At 72.7% G+C, this 15,927-nt stretch carries 23 protein-coding genes and 1 pseudogene; 9 read left to right on the plus strand and 15 right to left on the minus strand.

Going from position 1 to position 15,927, the window contains the following annotated elements; genetic code table 11:
- The 4 genes from ACLBXO_RS30280 to ACLBXO_RS30295 all read left to right on the plus strand — a co-directional run.
- Nucleotides 1–323: CsbD family protein (locus tag ACLBXO_RS30280; RefSeq protein WP_447687717.1), on the plus strand; the 323-nt coding region annotated here is incomplete at its 5' end.
- A 191-nt stretch (nucleotides 324–514) separates the two neighbouring features.
- On the plus strand, nucleotides 515–994 hold the full coding sequence (locus tag ACLBXO_RS30285) for a YidB family protein (protein WP_447687718.1): 480 nt from the start codon (nucleotides 515–517) through the stop codon (nucleotides 992–994).
- 100 nt (nucleotides 995–1,094) lie between these two features.
- Entirely contained in the window at nucleotides 1,095–2,780 is a 1,686-nt protein-coding gene (locus tag ACLBXO_RS30290; RefSeq protein ID WP_447687719.1) for a LysM peptidoglycan-binding domain-containing protein, read from the plus strand.
- Between the two features lie 364 nt (nucleotides 2,781–3,144).
- The gene (locus tag ACLBXO_RS30295) at nucleotides 3,145–3,651 is read left to right on the plus strand and encodes a hypothetical protein (protein ID WP_447687720.1); all 507 of its coding nucleotides are present in this window, start codon (nucleotides 3,145–3,147) and stop codon (nucleotides 3,649–3,651) included.
- Nucleotides 3,652–3,990: 339 nt separating this feature from the next.
- On the opposite strand, the gene ACLBXO_RS30300 is transcribed toward ACLBXO_RS30295, so the two are convergent.
- A complete protein-coding gene (locus tag ACLBXO_RS30300) occupies nucleotides 3,991–4,242 on the minus strand; it encodes a hypothetical protein (RefSeq protein ID WP_447687721.1) in 252 nt (83 codons plus the stop codon).
- Nucleotides 4,243–4,740: 498 nt separating this feature from the next.
- Between ACLBXO_RS30300 and ACLBXO_RS30305 the strand changes: the two genes are divergently transcribed.
- Complete coding sequence (locus tag ACLBXO_RS30305; RefSeq protein ID WP_447687722.1) at nucleotides 4,741–5,454, plus strand: hypothetical protein; 714 nt, start codon at nucleotides 4,741–4,743, stop codon at nucleotides 5,452–5,454.
- Nucleotides 5,455–5,520: 66 nt separating this feature from the next.
- On the opposite strand, the gene ACLBXO_RS30310 is transcribed toward ACLBXO_RS30305, so the two are convergent.
- Nucleotides 5,521–5,907: a hypothetical protein gene (locus tag ACLBXO_RS30310; protein ID WP_447687723.1), complete on the minus strand. Its 387-nt coding sequence runs from the start codon at nucleotides 5,905–5,907 to the stop codon at nucleotides 5,521–5,523.
- Nucleotides 5,908–6,206: 299 nt separating this feature from the next.
- Between ACLBXO_RS30310 and ACLBXO_RS30315 the strand changes: the two genes are divergently transcribed.
- Nucleotides 6,207–6,458, plus strand: a complete 252-nt coding sequence (locus ACLBXO_RS30315; protein ID WP_447687724.1) for a hypothetical protein — start codon at nucleotides 6,207–6,209, stop codon at nucleotides 6,456–6,458.
- Here ACLBXO_RS30315 and ACLBXO_RS30320 read toward each other — a convergent pair whose 3' ends face one another.
- The 5 genes from ACLBXO_RS30320 to ACLBXO_RS30340 all read right to left on the minus strand — a co-directional run bounded on the left by ACLBXO_RS30320 (nucleotide 6,459) and on the right by ACLBXO_RS30340 (nucleotide 8,786).
- Nucleotides 6,459–7,154, minus strand: coding sequence for a VIT1/CCC1 transporter family protein (locus ACLBXO_RS30320; protein ID WP_447687725.1), 696 nt, complete (start codon nucleotides 7,152–7,154; stop codon nucleotides 6,459–6,461).
- Nucleotides 7,155–7,159: 5 nt separating this feature from the next.
- Nucleotides 7,160–7,669: a cytochrome b gene (locus ACLBXO_RS30325; protein WP_447687726.1), complete on the minus strand. Its 510-nt coding sequence runs from the start codon at nucleotides 7,667–7,669 to the stop codon at nucleotides 7,160–7,162.
- Nucleotides 7,666–7,899: a hypothetical protein gene (locus tag ACLBXO_RS30330; RefSeq protein WP_331315418.1), complete on the minus strand. Its 234-nt coding sequence runs from the start codon at nucleotides 7,897–7,899 to the stop codon at nucleotides 7,666–7,668. The genes ACLBXO_RS30325 and ACLBXO_RS30330 overlap by 4 nt, the downstream gene beginning before the upstream one ends.
- 212 nt (nucleotides 7,900–8,111) lie before the next feature.
- Nucleotides 8,112–8,384 carry an usg protein gene (locus ACLBXO_RS30335; RefSeq protein ID WP_331315420.1) on the minus strand — a complete coding sequence of 91 codons (273 nt, stop codon included), beginning with the start codon at nucleotides 8,382–8,384 and terminating at the stop codon, nucleotides 8,112–8,114.
- Nucleotides 8,385–8,486: 102 nt separating this feature from the next.
- Complete coding sequence (locus ACLBXO_RS30340; protein ID WP_447687727.1) at nucleotides 8,487–8,786, minus strand: hypothetical protein; 300 nt, start codon at nucleotides 8,784–8,786, stop codon at nucleotides 8,487–8,489.
- Nucleotides 8,787–8,847: 61 nt separating this feature from the next.
- On the opposite strand from ACLBXO_RS30340, the gene ACLBXO_RS30345 reads away from it, so the two are divergent.
- Nucleotides 8,848–9,174 (plus strand): hypothetical protein, encoded by a 327-nt coding sequence (locus tag ACLBXO_RS30345; RefSeq protein ID WP_447687728.1) that lies wholly within the window; start codon nucleotides 8,848–8,850, stop codon nucleotides 9,172–9,174.
- A gap of 69 nt (nucleotides 9,175–9,243) precedes the next feature.
- Here the strand turns inward: ACLBXO_RS30345 and ACLBXO_RS30350 are convergent, their stop codons facing one another.
- From ACLBXO_RS30350 to ACLBXO_RS30360, 3 genes are all read right to left on the minus strand, one after another.
- Nucleotides 9,244–10,905 (minus strand): ABC transporter permease, encoded by a 1,662-nt coding sequence (locus ACLBXO_RS30350; protein ID WP_447687729.1) that lies wholly within the window; start codon nucleotides 10,903–10,905, stop codon nucleotides 9,244–9,246.
- A 24-nt stretch (nucleotides 10,906–10,929) separates the two neighbouring features.
- Complete coding sequence (locus ACLBXO_RS30355; RefSeq protein ID WP_447687730.1) at nucleotides 10,930–11,955, minus strand: extracellular solute-binding protein; 1,026 nt, start codon at nucleotides 11,953–11,955, stop codon at nucleotides 10,930–10,932.
- 81 nt (nucleotides 11,956–12,036) lie between these two features.
- Complete coding sequence (locus ACLBXO_RS30360; RefSeq protein ID WP_447687731.1) at nucleotides 12,037–13,083, minus strand: ABC transporter ATP-binding protein; 1,047 nt, start codon at nucleotides 13,081–13,083, stop codon at nucleotides 12,037–12,039.
- Between the two features lie 110 nt (nucleotides 13,084–13,193).
- Here ACLBXO_RS30360 and ACLBXO_RS30365 point away from each other — a divergent pair, with 110 nt between their 5' ends.
- Together ACLBXO_RS30365 and ACLBXO_RS30370 are read left to right on the plus strand one after the other, a co-directional pair.
- Nucleotides 13,194–13,346 carry a hypothetical protein gene (locus ACLBXO_RS30365; RefSeq protein ID WP_447687732.1) on the plus strand — a complete coding sequence of 51 codons (153 nt, stop codon included), beginning with the start codon at nucleotides 13,194–13,196 and terminating at the stop codon, nucleotides 13,344–13,346.
- A gap of 222 nt (nucleotides 13,347–13,568) precedes the next feature.
- Nucleotides 13,569–13,760 (plus strand): hypothetical protein, encoded by a 192-nt coding sequence (locus tag ACLBXO_RS30370; RefSeq protein WP_447687733.1) that lies wholly within the window; start codon nucleotides 13,569–13,571, stop codon nucleotides 13,758–13,760.
- A 240-nt stretch (nucleotides 13,761–14,000) separates the two neighbouring features.
- On the opposite strand, the gene ACLBXO_RS30375 is transcribed toward ACLBXO_RS30370, so the two are convergent.
- The 5 genes and pseudogenes from ACLBXO_RS30375 to ACLBXO_RS30395 all read right to left on the minus strand — a co-directional run.
- Nucleotides 14,001–14,240 (minus strand): hypothetical protein, encoded by a 240-nt coding sequence (locus ACLBXO_RS30375; protein ID WP_447687734.1) that lies wholly within the window; start codon nucleotides 14,238–14,240, stop codon nucleotides 14,001–14,003.
- Between the two features lie 451 nt (nucleotides 14,241–14,691).
- Entirely contained in the window at nucleotides 14,692–14,877 is a 186-nt protein-coding gene (locus ACLBXO_RS30380) for a hypothetical protein (RefSeq protein ID WP_447687735.1), read from the minus strand.
- A gap of 41 nt (nucleotides 14,878–14,918) precedes the next feature.
- Nucleotides 14,919–15,146, minus strand: a complete 228-nt coding sequence (locus tag ACLBXO_RS30385) for a hypothetical protein (RefSeq protein ID WP_447687736.1) — start codon at nucleotides 15,144–15,146, stop codon at nucleotides 14,919–14,921.
- Nucleotides 15,143–15,367, minus strand: coding sequence for a hypothetical protein (locus tag ACLBXO_RS30390; RefSeq protein WP_447687737.1), 225 nt, complete (start codon nucleotides 15,365–15,367; stop codon nucleotides 15,143–15,145). Before ACLBXO_RS30390 ends, ACLBXO_RS30385 begins: the two co-directional genes overlap by 4 nt.
- Before the next feature lie 443 nt (nucleotides 15,368–15,810).
- Nucleotides 15,811–15,927, minus strand: a pseudogene (locus tag ACLBXO_RS30395) (chemotaxis protein CheW); the annotation flags it as partial.

The raw sequence follows: 15,927 nt of genomic DNA on the forward strand, positions 1-15,927 counted from the left end.
CCGGCGACCCGGCCCGCCAGGTGCGCGGCGCGGTGAACCAAGTGGCCGGCGGCGCGCAGTACGCCTACGGCCGCGCCCGCGACCGCGCCGAGGACCTCGCGGACGATCTCGCCGAGGACGGCCGCCACCTCGCCCACGAGGCGTGGGAGCGCGCCGACCACCTCATCGACGACGGCCGGCACTATGCAGAGGAGGCCCGCCGCCGGGCGACCACCCACGGCCGCCGGGCCATCCGATACGCCGACGCCAACCGCACGACGACGCTGCTCGCCTGCGTCGGCGTGGCCTTCGCGCTCGGCTGGCTCGCCCGCTCCTCGCGCTGAACCCGCCCCATCCAGGAGATCCCGATGATCCGCAAGCTTCTCACCGCCTTCCTGCTGCCGAGGGTGATAGCCTTCATCTCGCGCCGGGTGACCGGCCGCGCGACCACGCCTCCGCGCCGGGGCTACTGATCCGCGGTCGCGGCGCCGCCGCGGCTGCCTCCTCTGTCGGCTCACCACGGAAAGGACGTGACATGAGCAAGGGTTACCCCTCGATGACGGCCCTGCTGGGCCTGCTCGCGGTGGCGGGCTACCAGAACCGGGACAAGATCGCCGAATGGCTCGGTGCACCGGCCCGCGACAGCTACGACGCGACCCTGACGCCGGCCTCCCGGACCGTCCCGGCGACCGGGGCGGCGATGCCGTCGAACCTGGAGCGTGTGCTCGGTGGCGTCGGCTCGGCCGGGGTCGGCGGGCTGCTCGCCAGCGGGTTGGCCGAGCTCGTCGAGCACTTCACCAAGGGGGGCCACGGCGAGACGGCGAACTCCTGGGTCAACCAGGGTGACAACCGGTCGATCGCCGAGGCGGACCTCGAGCGCGCCATCGGCCCCGAGACGCTCGATCACCTGACGCAGCAGACGGGCCTCAGCCGGGCCGCCCTGCTGTCGCGCCTGTCGCGTGAGTTGCCCTCAGCCATCGACCGCTACGCGACCGACGGGCGTCGCTTCGCCTGATGGCGGCGGCCGCCCATCCCGGTCGCCGGGCGCGGCGGCCGGGCATCTGACGACAGCCGGCTCCGGCCGGCACCTTCAGCGACGCGGGGGACCGACACTCATGACTGCCCTGCGTCGCGTCCTTCCCGCGGTGCTCATCGCCTCGCTCGCCGGCCTGGCTGTGTTGACAGCCCTGCTCGGACGCCGCCCCCGGGAGCGTCCGGCGGAACGGGCGGAGGCGCCGGTTCCGGTCACCGCCCCCGCCGCCCGGAGCGCGGGCGGCGGACGGGGCTCGGCCATCGGGTTGATCTGCCTGCTGCTCCTGATGGGTTCGGCCGGCATCGTCTACGAGAGCCGCGACGTCCTGTTCGGAGGCGGCCCCCGGGAGCCGGACGGAAACGCGAGACCGCTGGCCGCCCTGTCACCTCAGGGCACCGTTCCCGCCCGACCGATGGCCCGGGCGGACAAGATGACGACCGGGTCCGTACGGGCGTTCCAGCCCGGCGTACCGGTCACCGTTCAGCCCGCGCGCGCGCCCACCTCGACCGCGCCCGGATTCGACGTCGTACGCATCGAGCCGAACGGCGACGCCGTCATCGCCGGTCAGGCCGCGCCGAACGCCGCGGTCGAGTTGCTCGCCGATGGCAAGACGGTGGCGCGCGCGCGGGCCAATGCCGACGGCCGGTTCACCTTCATGCCGCCGCCGCTCCCCGCCGGGAACAGCGCGATCGGGCTGCGCGCCACGGACGCCGCGGGAAGCGTGCGCCGCTCCTCGGCGAACGTGGCGGTCGTCATCGCCCCGTCCCGGGATGCGAGGCCGCTCGTCGCCGTGACTTCCCCTGACGGTCCGACCCCATTCCTCTCGCCGCCGGATCGAACCGGCACGGTCCGCCCGGGGCCGGACGCGGCGCCGGACGGGAAGGCGCCGCGCGACGACGCGGAGGCCTCGGAGAGGCGCGACCCGCGCCTGCCGCCCCGCGACGGCGCGAAGGCGGACCGTCCGTCCGGGTCGGATGCCGGCGGTGCTGCGACAGCCGACGCGCCCGGACAGGGCGGACGAGGGACGGACCGCCCGATGGCACGAGCCTCGGTCGATGCGCGCGATCCCGAAACCGACGCGCGCTCGTCGGAGGCGCGCGCCGCCGCGAGGACGCCGCTCACGATCGTCGCCATCGACGCCCAGGGTGGCAGTGAGCTGTCCGTGACGGCCCGCGGGCGCGCCGGCGCCGACCTGCGACTCGTCCTGAACGACACGCTGATCGCACCGGCGACAGTGGGACGCGACGGGACCGCGACGTTCGCCATCGGCCAAGGCGTGCGGCCGGGCGACGACAAGGTTCGCCTCGACCTCGTCGATCCCGCGACCGGCAAAGTCCGCGACCGCGCGGAGGTCCCGCTCTCGGCGCCGGCCGCCGGTCGCGACGGGGGCGTCGCGTCCGCCGCCGAGCCGGACGCATCCAGCGGGCCGATGACGGGGAGCGATGTCGCCCGCCGAGAGCCTCCGGTCGACCCGCCGAGCCCGCCGCAGCCGTCCATCGCGGAGAACCGGACCGCGAGCGTCTCGCCCGGGCGTGCGACGGGCTCGTCCGAGGTCTACGTCACCGGCGTCGAGACGGCGCTCATCGAGCGGGGCGACAGCCTCTGGAGGATCAGCCGGCGGACCTACGGTGAGGGCGAGCGATACGCCCTGATCTACCGCGCGAACCGGAACCAGATCCGGGACCCGGACCTCATCTACCCCGGCCAAGTCCTCGTTCTGCCATCGAAGCACGACGGTCGGGCCACCCGCGGCGGGCGGCCCCGCTGAGCACCTGGAAACCTTTCGGGCGTCGGCCGCGCTCGGCGCCCGCCCGCGAGGCAGCTTCGTACGGGGGGCCGTTCCCCGCCCGCGATCGCGTTCGGCGGCGGACGGCCGCCGCCCCGCCGCGCACCGTCCCGACACGGAGCCGGGTTTGATCCGGCGCAGCGGCAAGTTGCCGCCTATCGCAAGTCTTCGCAAATCATTGCCGAACGAAAGACTCGGATTGCTGTTTCATGCCCGCCAACACAGAAGGATAAAGCCTTTGCGCCTGAGCATGTCTTGCGGTGCGGTCGCTGTCGCCGCCCTCAGCCTCTCCACGACGGTGGCCTCCGCACAGGAGGGCGGTCCGTGCACGGACGATATCGCCGCGTTGAAGCGGGACCTGGGCACACGGGTGGGGATGGGGGCACCGGTCTCCCAGCCCGACGCGGGCCAGCAGAAAGGACCGGGCGCGGGTTCCGCCGGACAGGCCGCCACCACGACGGGATCGACAGCAGGTCCGGGCGCACAGGCCGGCCGTGACAAGCAGGGTGACGGGGCGACCCGCGAGGGCGGCGGCTCGCCGGGGACGGTCGGTGGCGTGGCGGGACCCGTCGCCGCCGCCAGCGGATCCGCCCAGGCCGACGCCGTGGCGACGGGCCGGGTGGCGACCTCGCCGGCAGACGTGCGGGCTCAGTCCGAGAACAGGCCCACCGCGGCCGCCAAGGCGGCACAGGGCGAAGCGCCCACGGCCTCGGCCAGCCTCTCGACCGAGGACAGGATCTCTCAGGCGAAGACGGCGCTCCAGCGCGCCACGGACCTCAACGCCAAGGGCGACCTGTCCTGTCGCGACGCGGTCCAACAGGCCAGAACCCTGATGCCGCAGCCGTCCCACTGACCGAACGCCGCCCCGCCTCCGCGCGCGGAGGCGGGATCTCGACCGGGCGACTGGACGCGCATCCCTCCGGACCGTGGACAGGCCCGCCTTCCCCCTAGCGGGCCTCCGATGCCGGCAGGCCCAGGACGCCGGGACTCCCACGATGACGACGTTCATGAAGATCGTGTCGTACGCGGTGGCCGCGGCCGCGCTCTGCACGCTGGTCGTGGTCGTTATCCGATCCGTCGGACTGCTCACCGGGTCCTAGGCCGGTCGACGGAGCGCGAGGAGCCCCGACGACGAACCGGGGCCCGCTCGCGGCCCCGGACGGGCGTTCCGAGGACGAACCGCGGGTATGGGTCAGTACGAGCGCGACGTGCTGGTCGTGGTCGTCGACCCGGTCGAGGTCGGGACCGTGTTCGTCGTGGTCGTCCGGTTCGCACGGTGATGACCGATGGCGCAGCCCGCCGCGGCACCCGCGACGCCGTGGCCGACCATGTGGCCGGCCAGGCCCCCGACGACGGCGCCTTTCAGGCAGCCCTTGGCCTCGGCTTGGCCGAGGCCGGCGACGGCGGTGATGGCCAGGACGGAAGCGATGGTCAGTGCGCGCATAGCGTTTCTCCGGGACTGGAATTCGCCCTGAAACGTGCGGTCCGGGCCTGTCGTTCCGTCCCCGGCGCCGAGGGTGCCGGGGACGGGCTCGGTCCGCGGTCACGATCCGCTGATCGGGGCGCGCGCCACGTGGCCGCCGGACCGGCGGATCGAAGGTGCCGTCCGCGGCGCTCCGGAGCGCCGCGGCCCTGCGCACACGTCGGAGCGGGCCTAGCGGCGAATGCAGGCGGCGTCGCGGCGGCGGGGAACGGCGATTCCGCGCCGCGCTCGCGCCGACCCGTTCGGCGGTGGCGACGCCCCGGCTCGCGCGCCGGGCTCGGACCGTCGGTCCGGCCGGCTGCCCCGCTCCGGCGCCGCGGATGGAGCGGCACCGGCGCGAAGTTTCGTATCGACCGGCGAGCGATCGCGCGCTCGACGCGATCACAAGGTGGTGCAGTCCCGCCGAACCGCTCCCTGACCCGTCTATCGTGGGCCGCGACAGCGAGGGAATGGCCCGGCATGCGACAGGTGAAGGTGAGGCTGATCGAGCCGGGGCTGCGGCCCCGGCGCACGCGCCTCGAGATCCCGGGCTGGGCGGGCAATCCCGAGCCCAGGGCGGATGGGTCCCAGGAATATGCCTGGCACTGCATCCCGTTCTCGGAGGCGGCCAAGGGAGGGATCGAGCTGTTCTACCCGTACGAGGCCGAGTTGCGCGTCAGCACGCGGGACGGGACGCTGGTCTTCGAAGGCGATCTCGGCGAGCCGCCCGAACCCGGGCTGCAATGGCCGCCGTTCCGGCGCTTCGGGGACGCCTACTACACCTACCAGGTCCTCATTGACCTGAAGGTGGAGGACGGCTGGGCGATCAAGACCGAGACCCATCCGCGCTTCTACACCGATCGGACAGGCACAGTGCCGGTCGCCGTGCCGGCACTCCTGCGGCACTGGTGGCCGATGATGTACTTCATGGTGTTCAAGGCACCCGACGAGGGACGCACCCACGTCTTCCGGAAGGGCGAACCCTTCATGCAGGCCACCGTCGTTCCGGCCGAGGCGGATTTCGAACTCGTGCCCATGTCGGAGGACGAGGCTGCCGAGCGCGAGCTGCAGTCCCGGCGCATCTACGCGAGCCGGAGCACCCTGGCGGCGGACACCCAATGGACCTCGGCGACCGACACCGTGTTCGACGGCACCTACCGGCGCATCCTGGGCGCCGCGAAGAGCGCCCGCTGAAGACAAGCGCTGAGGCCCGGGAGGGGCAGGACCGCCTGCCCTCCCCTCCTTCGCTCCGGCCCGTGCTCAGTACCCGTAGGGCACGTAGTAGCCGTGATGGTGATGGTGGTGATGGTGATACCGCCGGAAGTACCGGTGGTGATGGTGGTGGTGATGGTAGAACGGCCGGAAGAAGCGATGATGATGGTGGTGATGGTGGTGGTAATAGTACTGTGCCTCTTGGACCGTCGCCTCGCCGTCGGAGGCGGCCGATAGGCGTTCGGCCTCCGCCGCCGCCGCGTCCGACGCTTTCAGGAGCGCGATCGCATTGGGAATGGGCTTGAGCAGGTCCGCGTAGCTCTCAGCCTGCATGGCCGCCTCGAGCCCGGTCTGGGCGGGCATCGCGGCCTGCGCCGGATCGGCGGCCGCGAGCAGGGTGACGGCCCCGATCAGGCCAGCGACTGTCTTGTCCATCGACGGGATCCTTCTCACCGCAGCGCTGCCCGTCGTTCCGGGAGTGTGCCGACGGAAACGCCGCCAGAAACCTCACGCGCCGGAGGGCCGTTCCAGCTCGGAGCAGGTCGGGCAATCACATCTCCGGCATGAGCGCTGAAGTGCTTGGCACCATTTGGACCGATGAACGCTGTGACGTCATGAAATGAAGTTTAGTTGACTCTTGCGAAAGCAGGCCCCCTTTCCGGTCGAACGGTGTTCGTATGGTCGTCGATGCAGCGGCACACGGCGCTTGTCGGCCGTCGTTCGGGGAGCGTGACGTGGCAAACCCTTGGCGATGGGTGCTCCTGACGCAGCTGGCGCTCGTGCCCGCAGCCTGGGCCGAGCAGCCCGCGGCGTCGCCGGACGCGCCGGCAACCTTCGTCGAGCCGACGGACGCGGCCCACCGGCACTGCTCGGGCTCATGCCTGAAGACCGGCGCCCTGCAGTGGTTCTGCCGGCCCGAGCAGACCTGCTCGCTCGACTGCGGGACCGCGCCGCCGAAGATGCACTGCCACGACCCGAAGCCGTAGTCAGACGGCCTTGCCGACCAGACTCCCGATGCCGGCCGTCACGGCCATGGCCAGCACGCCCCAGAACGTCACGCGCGCGGTGGCGCGGGCGATGGGGGCGCCGCCCGCCTTCGCGCCGAGCGCTCCGAGGACCGCCAGGAACACCAGCGAGGCGCCCGACACCGCATACATCGCGTGGTTGGCCGGCGAGAGCGCCGCCACCGCCAGCGGGAGCGCCGCCCCCGCCGAGAAGGTCGCCGCCGAGGTCAGCGCCGCCTGGACCGGGCGGGCCGTCGTGACCTCGGAGATGCCGAGCTCATCCCGGGCATGGGCGCCGAGCGCGTCCTTGGCCATGAGCTGCTCGGCGACCTGCAGGGCCAACCCGTGGTCCAGGCCCCGGTCGACGTAGATCCGCGCCAGCTCCTCCCGCTCCGCCGCGGGGTCGTCGGCGAGTTCGCGGCCCTCCCGGGCGAGGTCGGCCCGCTCCGTGTCGGCCTGGGAGCTCACCGAGACGTATTCGCCCGCTGCCATCGACATCGCGCCCGCCACGAGGCCGGCGCTGCCGGCGACCAAGATCTCGCCCGTGCCGGCGGCCGACGCCGCCACCCCCACGATGAGGCTCGCGGTGGAGACGAGACCGTCGTTGGCGCCGAGCACGGCCGCGCGCAGCCAGCCGATGCGGTCGATGAGGTGATGCTCTCGGTGGACGGGGCGCATGGGCGTCAGGATCTCCGGGACAGCGTGCGGCGCAGGACGGCGTCGCGCCGGACGTCATGGTGCACGAGGGCGGCGAGGCCGTGCCAGCGGGTCAGGGGCGCCCGGCAGGCGGGATCGCCGAGCCGCGGCAGGCTGAGCCGGCCCCGGCAGCCGCCGCGCACGCGGGCGTCGGCGATGCCGAGGCCGGCGATGACGAGCAGGGGGACGTACAGCGCGGCGTGGATGGCCTGCGCCAGGCGATGCAGCGGGCCGGGATCCTCCGCCGGCAGGTCGCGGCCGCCGGTCCGGCGCCGGGCGAGGTGGGCGGCGACCAGGCCGGCGGGGCCGCGGCCGGGGCCGACGTTGTGATGGACCGACCAGATCCCGGAGCGCTGGGCGCCGCTCGGCACCCGGTCCTCGAGGACCGATCCGGCCCGCCACAGGCCCGGGACGCGCACGGCCGTCGGACGGTGCAGGGCCCGGGTGCCATCATCGGAGCGCGCGGCCGTGCGCGTCGTTCGCGCGGGTTGCGTCACGGTCGGGTCCGTGGTTGCACGGCCGGTGCCGCCGTCGGATGACGGGACGCGAGAGCTTCCGGTCCGCCCAGGGCCCGCCTGCCCTTGCCGCTGATGAACCACAGGCCTTCGGCATCCCGGTTCGACAACCTCGGGCGGACCAGCCCGCGCTCGCGCAGGGAGCGGATCGTGCGCATCTCCCACGGCCTGGGCGAGACCAGCGGTCCCTCGCGCAGCAGGCGCAGCAGCATGGCCCTCTGGCCGGGTGTCAGGGCAACCGGTGGGCCCATCTGATCGCGCGTCGGCATCATTTTTTAGAATTGGTATAAACTGACGCTCGGTCAAGGCCGCAGGGCCCGGCGCGGGACTGCTGGCGCTGTCGGCCGGCCCGTTGTCGCCGCGGTCCCGGCTCCTCTTCGGGTCGGTGCCGACCCGTGGAAGGCCGTGCGCCCACGGTCGGGTGTCAGTGGAGGTGGAACTCGCTGCCGACGGCCCGCAATTCCGCGGGCTTGATCAGGCGGCTGTGGGCCACCTTCACCGAGTGCAGCGGCCCGTCGAGGGCGCCCTGCCAGAAGGCCAGGAAGCGCCTCAGCTCCGGGAAGACGGGGAAGAGATCGTGCTGCTGCCAGATGAAGGTCTGCAGCAGATGGGGGTGATCGGGCAGGTGATACAGGATCTCGGCTGTCGTCAGGCTGTAACCTTCCAGCTGACGACGGAAGGCGGTCGAAACGCTCATGGCGGCACCTCCTGCACGCATCGTGAGAGTGAGTCACGACGAAGCAAGAAAGTTGCCGGCTCAGCTGTTAACAATCACCGAATCTCCAGCGTTGTCAGTCGGTTAGCACTCATAGGGGGCGACGGCTGCCAGAGCCGCGCCGGGTCGCGCGCCCTCCCGTCGCGCACGGCCCCGAACAATGCCCTGCCGCACGGTACCGCGCGAGGCGCCGATCGTGCGTCCCCGGTCGCGACGCGGTCCTTCCTCCACCGTCGCGTGGGCGGTGAGGAAATCGGCGAAGCGGCGGATGCGCAGTGCCAAGCGCGCGTGGCCGACATAGAGGGCGTGGACGTCCTCGGCATCGCCGGGGTTGAAGGTCTCCGGCACCGGCACGAGCCGCCCGGCCGCGAGATCGACCGCCACATGGAACCGGGCGACGCGCGATCCCGGCGCCGCCGAGCGCCATCAGCCGCACCACGACGCCGTGACCAAATCGGCCCAGCTCACCGAGGGCAGCGGCGTCACCGTCAACACGGTGCTGCCCGGGCCCACGCGCTCCGACGGGATCGGCGATTTCCTGAAGAGTGTCGCCTCCGATCCCGACCTGCCGCCCGAGGCGATGGAGGCGGAGTTCTTCCGGCTGCACCGGCCGCACTCGCTGATCCAGCGCATGATCGAGCCGGACGAGGTCGCCGCGATGGTCGCCGCGATGGTCGCCGAGATGGTCGCCGACCTGGCCAGTCCCCGCGCCGCCGCGACCAACGGCGCCGCGCTCCGGGTCGAGGGCGGGATCGTGCCGACCATCGCCTGAGCGCCGAGGCCCGCGACGCGGAGACGGGCGCGCGGCAGGGGACGGATACCGGCGCGGGGCGCGGGCGCGCTATCCGCGGCCGATCCGCGACCCGTCGCCGGCCGATCGCCCCGGCCTCATCGCGCCCCGGTCGAGCTTCAGCAGGAGCGTGACCGGGACGAGCCCGATCATCACGATGAGCACGGCGGCGATGGCGCCGTCCTCGTAGGTGCCGCGCGCCGCCTCGCCGTAGAGATGCGTGCTCAACGTCTCGACGTTGAGGGGACGCAGCAGCAGCGTCACCGGCAGCTCCTTGGCGATGTCGACGAAGGCGAGGAGGCCGCCGCTCAGCACCGCGGGCCAAGCCAGCGGGAGCTGCACGGTGGCCAGCGTGGCGAGCCGGCCCCGTCCGAGCACCCGCGCGGCGTCGGGGATGGTGCGCGGGATCCGCGCGAAGCCGGCCTCGCTGGCGCCCACCGTGACGGTCAGGAAGCGCAGGGCGTAGGCGATGACGAGGGCGGCGCCCGTGCCGAGGCCGACCCGCGCGGTCGTGAGGCCGGCCTCGAACAACCCGGCCTCGATCAGCGCCAGAGGACCCAGGAGCCCGACCGCCAGCACGGTCCCGGGCATGGCGTAGCCGATCCCGGCCGCGCCGATGAGCAGGCGTCCGGCCTTGGCGCTCAGCAGGAAGGGGACGGCCGCGACCATCAGGCCGGCCACCACCGTCACCCCCGTGGCGAGGCCCGCGTAGCAGATCGTGTTGAGGGCCTGGGCCGCGAGCGCGTCGGGCACCCCGCTCGCGCCGATCCGCCGCCACGCCTCGACGCCGAGATAGCCCGCCGGCAGCAGGAACCCGATCGCGACGGGGACGGTGCCCAGGGCCAGGGCGGCCCCGGCCCGCCAGCCGGCCAAGCGGCGGCGCGCGCCGGCGGTGTGGCGGCGGGCGCCCCCGGCATAGCCGCGCCCGGCCCGGGCGAGACGCTCGAGGCCGACGACGGCGACCACCGCGGCCAGCATCACCAGCGCGATCTGCGCGGCGCCCGGCAGGTCCGAGCGGTTCACCCAGGTGGCGTAGACCTGCACCGTCAGCGTGCGCACCCCCAGGAACTCGGCCGCGCCGACATCGTTGAGCGCCTCCATCAGGGCGAGGCCTGTGCCGAGCGCGATCGCCGGCCGGGCCAGCGGCAGGGCGACCCGCAGGAAGCTGCGCCACGGCCCGGCCCCGAGCGCGCGCGCGGCCTCAAGCAGCGAGCCGGCCTGCATCAGGAACAGCGCGCGGGTGGGCAGATAGACGTAGGGGTAGAGAACGAAGCCGAGCAGCAGGCTGCAGCCCGGCAGCGAGCGCAGGTCCGGCAGGGCGAGATCGCGCGGGCTCGACAGGCCGAGCAGCCCCCGCAGCCCGACCTGGAGCGGCCCGACCGGGTGCAGCAGGTCGAGATAGGCGTAAGCGACCACGTAGGTCGGCATCGCCAGCGGCAGCAGCAGGGCGGCCTCGAGGAGGCGCCGACCCGGGAAATCGAAGGCCGAGACCAGCCACGCCGTCGCGGTGCCGAGCCCGATCACCAGGAGGCCGACACCCGCGAGCAGCAGGGCGGTGTCGCGGATCGCCTGCGGCAGCACGTAGGCGGCCAGATGCGGCCACAGCTCCCCGCCGCCTCCGGACGCCGAGAATCCCAGGGAGATCACGGGCGAGAGCAGCAGCGCCGCCAGCGCGACCGCCCCCGCCCAGCCCAGGCCGCGCGCCACCGACATCCTCCCGGCCGTCCCGGCCCGAGCTCAGTTGTCGAAGCCGACCTTGTCGACGAGCAGGCTCGCCGCCTTGCGGTTGCGGGCGATCTCGACGAGCGGCGTCGGGTCGACGCTCAGCGGACCGAGCTCCGCGAGCAGCGGCTCGATCGGGGCGCCGGCCTTCACCGGATACTCGTAGTCGACCTTGGCGTAGAGCGCCTGGGCGGCGTCGGAGACGAGGTACTCGAGGAGCTTGACCGCCTGGTCGCGGTTCGGCGCGTTCTTGGCGACGACCGCCCCCGACACGTTCACGTGCGTGCCCCCGCCCTCGAAGGTCGGCAGCACGACCTTGATGGCCGCGCCCCATTTCTGCTGGTCCGCCCCGCCGCGCCCCGAGCGCATCAGTCCGACATAGTAGGAATTGCCGAGGCCCACCTCGCAGAGGTCGGCCGCGATGTCGCGGGCCACGTCCCGGTCGCCGCCCGTCGCCTTGCGGGCGAGGTTGTCCTTCACGCCCCGCAGCCACGCCTCCGTCCTCTCCGCGCCGTGGCGCACGAGGAAGGCCGCGATCAGGGCGGTGTTGTAGGGATGCTGGCCCGAGCGCAGGCACACCTTGCCCTTCCACCGCGGATCGGCGAGCGACTCGTAGGTCGCGGCCGCGAGATCGTTCAGGCCCGTGTCGGCGTAGAGCACGCGCGCGCGCATCGAGAGGGCGAACCAGCGCCCGTCCGCGTCGCGCAGGGGCGCCGGCACGGCCGCTTCGAGCACGGGCGAGCGCACCGGCTGGGTCAGGTCGCGGTCGACGAGCTCGATCAGGTTGCCGATATCGACCGTCATGAGGACGTCGGCGGACGAGCGCGCGCCCTCTGCGCCGACCCGCTCGGCCAGCCCCTTCTCCACGAAGACCGTGTTCACGGTGACGCCGCTCTGCGCGGTGTAGGCGTCGAGCAGCGGACGGATCAGGCCCGGCTCGCGCGTCGTGTAGAGGTTAACCTCCGCGGCGTTGACCGGCCCGCCGAAGCAGAGAGACAGGCACAGGCTCGCCCAGGCTCCGGTTCTGCAGGCGTCCAGCATGATAAACCCCGTTCAACGAGCAACGAGGCGGTGCTATACAGTAAATTTGCGCCCCGCAAGGCGGTTTTATTTAGATATTTTCTAATTACAATCTGCCGTCATCTGCGCTTCGTCTGTCAGCGGGAAGACGTGGGCGCGGGTGGGGAGCAGCCGGATGCCGACCTGCGCGCCCCGGACGGCGCCCGGCGGGAGGTGGAGGCGCAGCGGCGCGCCGAGACCCGCGACCGCGAGATCCAGGCGCAGACGCGGTCCCGCGAAGGCTTGGCCGAGGACGCTGGCGGGCACGCCGGCTCCCACCGGCCCGAGACGGATCGCCTCCGGCCGCAGGCAGACCTTGACCGCACCCTCCGGCACGGTGTCGGGCCGGGGCAGCACGCCGAGAGGCGTGGCCACGTGGTCGTCGACGGCGCGGCCCGGAATCTCGATGATCTCGCCGAGCGCCCGGGCGGCGAACGGCGTCGACGGCGCGTCGTACAGCGCCTCGGCGCTGCCGCTCTGGACGACGCGGCCCCGGTGCATCAGGACGATGCGGTCCGCGCAGGCCATGGCCTCGGCCGCGTCGTGCGTGACGAGGATCGCCCCGATGCCGTCCCGGCGCAGGACCGCGAGGGTACCGGCGCGGACACGCTCGCGGTTGCCGGCGTCGAGGTTCGAGAACGGCTCGTCGAGGAGCAGCACCCGCGGTCGGGGAGCCAGGGCCCGGGCGAGCGCCACCCGCTGCGCCTCGCCGCCCGACAGCGTACCCGGATAGCTGTCGGCCCGGTGTGCCAGCCCGACCTGAGCGAGCCGCTCGCGGGCGATGTGCCGGGCGTCCGAGCTGCGGAGATGGGCGAGGCCGAAGCGGACGTTGGCCAGAACGGTGAGATGGGGAAACAGCGCGTAGTCCTGGAACATCAGGCCGATGCCGCGGCTCGCGGGCGACGCGTCGCTTCCGCGCCCGGCGACGCAGCGGTCGTCGAAGGCGATCTCACCCGCGTCCGGCGCGTCCAGGCCGGCGATGAGCCGCAGAAGCGTGCTCTTCCCGCACCCGGAGGCGCCGAGCACCGCCAGAATCTCGCCCTGACCGAGCGTCAGCGACACGTTGTCCAGCGCGCGCGTCCGGCCGTAGCGTCGGCTCACGCCGGACACCGCGAGCCGCCACGCGGCGGGACCTGAATCGACGCCGGACGAAGCTTCGGTCGGGGGAGGCTGACGACGTCGAAACAAGGACAGGAGATCCGGCGGGCGATGGGCCATGGGTGAGAACGGATGGAGCCACCGTTCTCATCCGGCCGTTCGATGCCGCGCTCGGCCGCGTCGGCTACCGTCCCGCGATCGCGCCGGCTCGCGAGCCTGGACGGCGGGTCGGCGGTGTCGACCGCGTGGAGGCCGGCTCCTGCCTGATCAACTGACGGACCCATTCAGGCCTCGGAGCTCGACCTTCCCCGATGTCTGCGCATTATGAACTCATTATACTGCGCTCGCGCCGGGATCGTCGGAAGAGGTGGCTGACAGCACCGTAAAAAATTCACCACCGCGGTATTGAATGCGCGCGCCGCTGACGGGTACAGTAAAAACATTCACTGTCGGATGATCGCCGACTGAGTGAGGCAATTCTGGATCGGAGACGGTCTATGCTTGCATTCGCTTGCCTTTTCGTCGCCGCGGCCGTCTTCGGCCTGCTCCTCGGAACCGGAACCATCGACTACGCGCCCGGATGGCACCACGTCGCGAGCTACGGTTGGGCCCTGTGCGTCAACGCGGCCGCGATCAGCGCCCTGCTCCTGTTCAACCTCTACCATCGCCACGGATCGCGATCGCACTGAGACGTGGCCGCCGCCGCCGTCCGGGCGTGAGACGGCCGCGCCCCGGTGTCGGCCACCTCGCGGGCCGCCGCGATACGGTCCCGCGACCTCGGTCCGTTTGGTCGACCGGCGCGGCTCTCGACACGCGCCGCCACCGCGGGGCGAAGCGGGGGGCAATCACCGCGCGGGCGGCCCGGCGCGATCGGAGCGGTTCGGACGCTGCGGCCGGCCCAAGATCCGTGACCCGATCCGTCGGGAGCCTCAAGCCCGCAAACCCGCCGACCTCTGCCCGTCCGCTCGCATCGTGACGACGATGGTGATCACCGAGTCGCCGTCGGACGCCGGTTCAGCAGGGATCCGGTCATGGCGGATCTCCGCGATCTCGTAGATCGCGTACCGCCCAGGGAAGACAACGATGTCGCCGGCGCGCGGCATGGTCAGGAAGCTGTGCTCCGCGGGCGCCGCGTCGTCTTCGCAAATCACTTGGCAGCGTATGGACATCGGCGACCCCTCGCTGCGGGCGAACGTAGCCCGCGGCGACGGCGCCGCACGCCAGCCTTCGACGATTCCAGCAAACAGACGGCCGGATATGTCTCAGAGGCCGCGTGGCCGTCTGTCCGATAGTCGGAGTTTCGAAGATTGTACTGGTAGAAAACGATCGTCGCGGTACAGAAGAACTGTCCGTCGAGCCGATTCGGACGGTGCGACCCGGAGTCGAACGCCTGCCGGGCAGCGTAGGTCCGGCCGCGCGTCCCCGCGCCGGGATTCGCGAATCCATCCTCGACGGGAACGCGGCCGGCGGTTCCGGCCGGCCCGACTGCGGTCCGCGCTCGGCATCGCGCGCCTCGAAGACGCGTCGGTGCGGCTGAGCGCACCCCGGCCCAACGCGCGGGTTGCACGCGCCAGATCGGCGGGGCCCCTGTCGACTCGGATCGCGGTCTCGCCGGCGGCGCTACTGTGCTCGTCCTGGACCGTCTCTCAGGCCCAGCCGCAAGGCCATCGCGAACAGGGCGCCCAGCGTGATCCAGCCACCGCCGTCGACGCGCCAGCGGGCGCAGTCGTCGTCGGGCTCGACCGTGTGACCGAGGCACCGGAGGACGGCGACCGCGTCGAGGACCGGGTCATCGCCTTCGCCCATGCCGGCCTCCGCCCGGTCATGGGACGGGTCAAGGGGATGGATCATGGCGGTGGGTCGAGGCTGAGGCTCACCGCCTCCGCGAGCTGGAAGAGGAGATCACCCACGACGCCGATCGGCAGCAGGAGGCACAACTCACCGTCGTCGGGCGAGCGCAATCGGACCGCCAGGGTGCCGCCGCCGTCGATGATCTCGACCGACCGCACGGCCGCTGCGCCCAGCACGTACGGGACCCCGCTGTCCGACCCGGTCATCCGCGCGAGGCCGATCACGCGAGGTCCAACTCGCGCGCGACGTCGGCCAGATAGGCCGCCAGCCGCGCGCGCGCCTGTGTGTCCGAAGTCTCGATGATGAAGCCCGCACCGCCGGGCGGTGCGTCGTAGCGCCGAAGAACGGATTCGGCCTTGAGCGCCGCCTCGCGCTCGGACGCGGCGAGCAGGAGCCGCCGATCGCCGGCGATACCGATCATGATGCGGAATGGCGCGCGCTTCATGCTTGACCCGCCTCGGCCTTCTGATCCGCGCTGGCGCGGCTCGATCGGTCAGGTACGGCCGAGTCGGCAGAACCGTTCCGTCACCGGAGCGGCGATGTCCGATCCCGTGAGCGTCGGCGATAGACTGCGGCGTCTCGCGCGCTCGCCGGCCCGGGCCGGTTCGGAAGACCTTCCTGCGCGAGCGCAGCGTCTCCGCGCACGGCTCAGGGCTCGAAGGCCGGGTGCGGTGAGGACGGTCCGCCACGGGTCCTGAGCGGGGGAGCGGCCCTTCGACAGCCCCGGCGCCGGGGCCGGTCCGGCGCGGTGACAGTCGGCTCGGCCTCGCGCGCACGGCGCGCGGCAGGGGCGGTACGGGTCGGGCGATCCATCCCCGCTCAGCCCGTCGCGCCGGCGCCGGCGCGGAGGCCCGGCCCGTCCCGGGCGGGTCCCGCGCGCGGGATCCCTCAGGCGGCCCGGGGTGCGGCGTCGAGGGCCGGGGCGTCGCCGTCCATCAGCGCGGCGAGGTCGAACACCACCACGAACGCCTCGCCGCGGCGGCCGATCCCCGCGATGTAGCGCGC

This window comes from Methylobacterium sp. C33D (genome assembly GCF_053345825.1).